This window comes from Flavobacterium sp. LM5 (assembly GCF_002017945.1).
GTDB classification, from domain to species: Bacteria; Bacteroidota; Bacteroidia; order Flavobacteriales; family Flavobacteriaceae; genus Flavobacterium; species Flavobacterium succinicans.
On the sequence record NZ_MUFX01000036.1, the window covers coordinates 1 to 3,698 of the forward strand.

General features: G+C 34.1%; 6 protein-coding genes, 1 tRNA gene and 3 pseudogenes. 4 read left to right on the forward strand and 6 right to left on the reverse strand.

Annotated elements, in window-relative coordinates; genetic code table 11:
• Positions 1-40 precede the first annotated feature (40 nt).
• The 3 genes and pseudogenes from BXU11_RS17020 to BXU11_RS17760 form a co-directional block, all read left to right on the forward strand.
• The gene (locus BXU11_RS17020) at positions 41-223 is read left to right on the forward strand and encodes a DUF2683 family protein (protein ID WP_078213372.1); all 183 of its coding nucleotides are present in this window, start codon (positions 41-43) and stop codon (positions 221-223) included.
• Positions 224-242: 19 nt separating this feature from the next.
• The gene (locus tag BXU11_RS17025; RefSeq protein ID WP_024982199.1) at positions 243-518 is read left to right on the forward strand and encodes a Txe/YoeB family addiction module toxin; all 276 of its coding nucleotides are present in this window, start codon (positions 243-245) and stop codon (positions 516-518) included.
• A gap of 29 nt (positions 519-547) precedes the next feature.
• Positions 548-649: pseudogene (locus BXU11_RS17760) on the forward strand (NAD(P)/FAD-dependent oxidoreductase); the annotation flags it as partial.
• 73 nt (positions 650-722) lie between these two features.
• On the opposite strand, the gene BXU11_RS17030 reads toward BXU11_RS17760, so the two are convergent.
• Positions 723-1,160, reverse strand: a complete 438-nt coding sequence (locus BXU11_RS17030) for a S41 family peptidase (RefSeq protein WP_078213373.1) — start codon at positions 1,158-1,160, stop codon at positions 723-725.
• Positions 1,161-1,289: 129 nt separating this feature from the next.
• Here BXU11_RS17030 and rpe point away from each other — a divergent pair.
• A pseudogene (gene rpe / locus BXU11_RS17035) lies at positions 1,290-1,954 on the forward strand (ribulose-phosphate 3-epimerase).
• Positions 1,955-2,016: 62 nt separating this feature from the next.
• On the opposite strand, the gene BXU11_RS17040 reads toward rpe, so the two are convergent.
• From BXU11_RS17040 to BXU11_RS17765, 5 genes and pseudogenes are all read right to left on the reverse strand, one after another.
• Positions 2,017-2,436, reverse strand: a complete 420-nt coding sequence (locus tag BXU11_RS17040) for a CBS domain-containing protein (RefSeq protein ID WP_024982299.1) — start codon at positions 2,434-2,436, stop codon at positions 2,017-2,019.
• Positions 2,437-2,560: 124 nt separating this feature from the next.
• Positions 2,561-2,746 carry a zinc-dependent peptidase gene (locus BXU11_RS17045; protein WP_189318561.1) on the reverse strand — a complete coding sequence of 62 codons (186 nt, stop codon included), beginning with the start codon at positions 2,744-2,746 and terminating at the stop codon, positions 2,561-2,563.
• Positions 2,747-2,884: 138 nt separating this feature from the next.
• The gene (locus tag BXU11_RS17050; protein ID WP_078213375.1) at positions 2,885-3,370 is read right to left on the reverse strand and encodes a zinc-dependent peptidase; all 486 of its coding nucleotides are present in this window, start codon (positions 3,368-3,370) and stop codon (positions 2,885-2,887) included.
• A gap of 69 nt (positions 3,371-3,439) precedes the next feature.
• Positions 3,440-3,513, reverse strand: a tRNA-Arg gene (locus BXU11_RS17055).
• Positions 3,514-3,575: 62 nt separating this feature from the next.
• Positions 3,576-3,698 (reverse strand): annotated as a pseudogene (locus tag BXU11_RS17765) (GatB/YqeY domain-containing protein); the annotation flags it as partial.

The following is a 3,698-nucleotide window of genomic DNA, read 5'->3' on the forward strand; positions in this document are numbered from 1 at the left end:
CTGGCCACAAAACTTTTTGTAAATTTGAAAAAAATAAGCGATGACAACAATAACCTTAAAAATAAATGAAAAGTCAAAAAAAGGAAAAGCTTTTTTAGAAATGGCTCGTGTGTTTTCTGAAAATTCAAAAGAAATTGTTTTAATTGAAGAAGAGGATAAAAGCCCTTACAATCCTGAATTTGTAAAAAGAATCAAAAAGCAAGCACTGAGAAAGGCCGACTAATGGAAAGTGCAGAAGATTTATGGGAAAGTATCAAGTAATCATTAAAGCAACTGCTGAAAAAGATTTGTCTAACCATAAAAAATCAGGCGATCTTGCTTCCATAAAAAAAATTATAAAAATACTCAATGAGTTGAAAGATCATCCCTACACTGGTAGTGGAAACCCCGAACCGTTAAAATTTGAATTAAGTGGATATTGGTCAAGAAGAATCAACAAAAAAGACCGTTTAATATATGAAGTTCGAGACGAGATTGTTACAGTGTTTGTAATTTCTGCACTAGGACATTATTCTTAATACTAAAAAATACATTCTTTACTTCAAATTATTCTTCAGGTGAAATTGCCAATATCGACGCCATTACAGGTGGTTTCAATTTCCAAAATGCTTGGACTAGCGGGTTTATTGTGGCGAATGCGGTGGTATAATTGTTTACAATTTATTAGACCTCCAAAACCATAACTTAATTTTTAGTAGATTCAAAGAAAACTTGTACACCAACTACTTCCCTGTTTCTATAAATTGAATCGCTCGTTCCAATACTTCATCCTTACCTTCACGAAGACCCAAGATGGTCGGTTTTGCCTCGATATCGGGAACTATCCCAATGCGTTGTGTTTCGCGTCCATCAGGATAAAACACACCCAAACCACTAAACTGTGTATTGAAACCCTCGAGTATCTCAAACCTAATTACCCCACCGTCTGCACCTGCTGTTTGACTTCCTATAACAGTTGTATTGGGAGCCGATTGCAAACACATAGCTGAGTATTCACCGTGGCTCTGAGTAAACTGATTGACTAAAGCAATAACTTTTCCTTTATAGTAATCAGGATTTGTTTTACCACATATTTCAGTTTCTCTCCATATAAATCGTCCTGGATATGTTACATCAGGATCGATAAATTTTGCAAATTCTTTGGGTTCTGGTTTAAATATTCCGCTAAGATATAATTTGTATCATGAGCTCCCAGCCTTAGATCAAAAACTATTGCTTTGGTACTTTTAAGTTTTGTCATGATACCTTCAATATCTTCTGGATATACTTCTCCCAAATTCACATAACCAATAAGTAAAAACACCCTTATAGCGCCTTCGGTTCTTGCAGCCGATTTTGCTAACTTACAGCGTGATATCGAAATGATTAATGCAAGCCAAGCTGATTGGTTTCATATTGACATCATGGATGGCGTTTTTGTACCCAACATTTCGTTTGGTATGCCAGTTCTTGAGGCTATCGCAAAAACACGCCACTAAAACAATTGATGTCCATTTGATGATTGTAGACCCAGATCGTTACATCAAAACTTTTGCTGAACTTGGGCCAATGTATTAACGGTTCACTACGAAGCTTGTAATCATCTTCACCGTACCTTACAAGCTATTAAAGCTGAAGGGATGCTAGCTGGTGTAGCCATTAATCCGCATACCTCTATCGATTTATTAGAAGACGTGATAAATGATATCGATTTGGTTTGTATTATGAGTGTAAATCCAGGATTTGGAGGACAATCCTTTATTGAAAATACCTATACTAAAGTAAGTAAACTAAAAGATTTGATTATAAAAAAAGGCGCCAACACCATCATCGAAATTGACGGTGGAGTAACGAACAAAAACGCAAAACAATTAGCAGAAGCCGGAGCCGATGTATTGGTTGCAGGAAGTTTTGTTTTAAAGCCAACAACCCAACAGAAACTATCGCTGATTTAAAGACCATCACGGCTTTTTAAATCAAAAAACAGTTGTAATCAAAAGGCTGTAACCTATGTTTTAGGATACAGCCTTTTGTTTATTAATGCAGATCAATTAAATACTGGATTAAATCAGTTGTTGTGACTATTCCAACCAACAATTCTCCTTCACAAACGGGTAACGCGTGAAAATCATTGTGGGTTAATATTTCGGCGGCTTCCTTAATGGAGGTTTCAGGTGATATTGTTGTGACTTTTTTAACCATAACTTGCTCAACTGAAAACATATTATAAACGGTGGTATCCACCACTTCCTCATCATCGTCAATAGCATCTGCAAAAGAAATTCGAAGCAAATCCGTATAACTTAATATACCTAAAATTTTATTACCTCTAACAACGGGTATATGACGAATTTTATGATGTTTGAACAAACTTTCAGCTTTAGTTAAATCATCCGACAAGTGAAGCTTAACCAAATTTTTGGACATAATTTTTGAAACGGGGACAGTATTTTTCATAATCCTAACTTTTACTATTCTCAAATTTATAGTAAAAAAAAATCAAAAATCCTGATGATTATCAGACGAGAAGTCAATTGTTTTACTTAAATTATCGTGATTAAGATTTTTGCTAAAAATTTTTCTAGGCTATAAAATTCTTTTCATTATAATTTATCATTCGTTTAACGTGTCCGTATAAGGTGGGATGATTTTTTTCAAAATCTTTAGGGGTTTCAAAAAAATGTTCAAGTAGAACAGAAATGAACTCGAATTGATTCTCATAAGCATACTTTCGAAAATAAGCCTTATCATTAATTGCTTGAATCAAATGTGGTGTTTTAAAAATAGTGAGTATCGCTTCAAATTCATCTTGAAAAATAACCGAGTTGACAATCGTTTTTCTTTAAACAATGAAAATGCAATACATGAGTAAATTCATGTAATCCCAAATTTATATTATCCGAAGCTACTCCATGTCCGACAAAAAATCTGTCCAAGAAAAAACAACAGTCTTCATTCTAGGATTAAACTCTCCCTTGTGATACAAATCGTTTAAAGTAGAATAATACACCGTTGGGTAAACAAGAATTATATGAAACAAATCACTTAAATAATGCCTCATCCCAAACGTCAACATCACATAAGTTCCAGCAACAAGTAACCGCATTTCTTCGGTGATGTTTATTTCGTGTCCAATAAATTCATACTTTTCAATAAACTTATTTATTCTGTGTTCAAAAACCCGTTTCTTGCTAGGGGATAACCTAACATAGAAAGGGAAATTTAGACTTAAAAAACTTCTTTGCTCCTCAGCAATAGGCGTTGGAAACAAATGCCAATGGACTAGCAATGGTTTATTATAAAAAAACACATAAATTGGCTCAAGGATGCTAAAGAAAACAAATGCCAATCCAATAAATCCAAGTAAAATTTGCACTAAAAAAATTTCCATTTCTTGCCTTTACAAAATAATTATTTCATAAAAAAAGGACAAGAAACATACATTCCTCATCCTTTGTTGTGACCACGGCAGGGTTCGAACCTGCAACCCTCAGAGTCGAAATCTGATATTCTATCCAGTTGAACTACGCAGTCTTACCTTACCAAATTAATTTTTTAAAATTCCAAGTTGAAAAAACTTAGCGTTCATTAAAAAATTAAGACAATAATTTTTTTACAATTGTTGATATCGTTTTTTCCATCAGCTTTCCCTGCTAATGCCGCAGAAGCCAATCCCATTACTTTACCCATAGCTGCCATTCCAGAAGCGTCATTATCAG

Coding starts and splice junctions, on each gene's coding strand:
- BXU11_RS17025 (WP_024982199.1), top strand. CDS start 243: ATGGGAAAGTATCAAGTAATCATTAAAGCAACTGCTGAAAAAGATTTG.
- BXU11_RS17020 (WP_078213372.1), top strand. CDS start 41: ATGACAACAATAACCTTAAAAATAAATGAAAAGTCAAAAAAAGGAAAA.
- BXU11_RS17040 (WP_024982299.1), bottom strand. CDS start 2,436: ATGAAAAATACTGTCCCCGTTTCAAAAATTATGTCCAAAAATTTGGTT.
- BXU11_RS17050 (WP_078213375.1), bottom strand. CDS start 3,370: ATGGAAATTTTTTTAGTGCAAATTTTACTTGGATTTATTGGATTGGCA.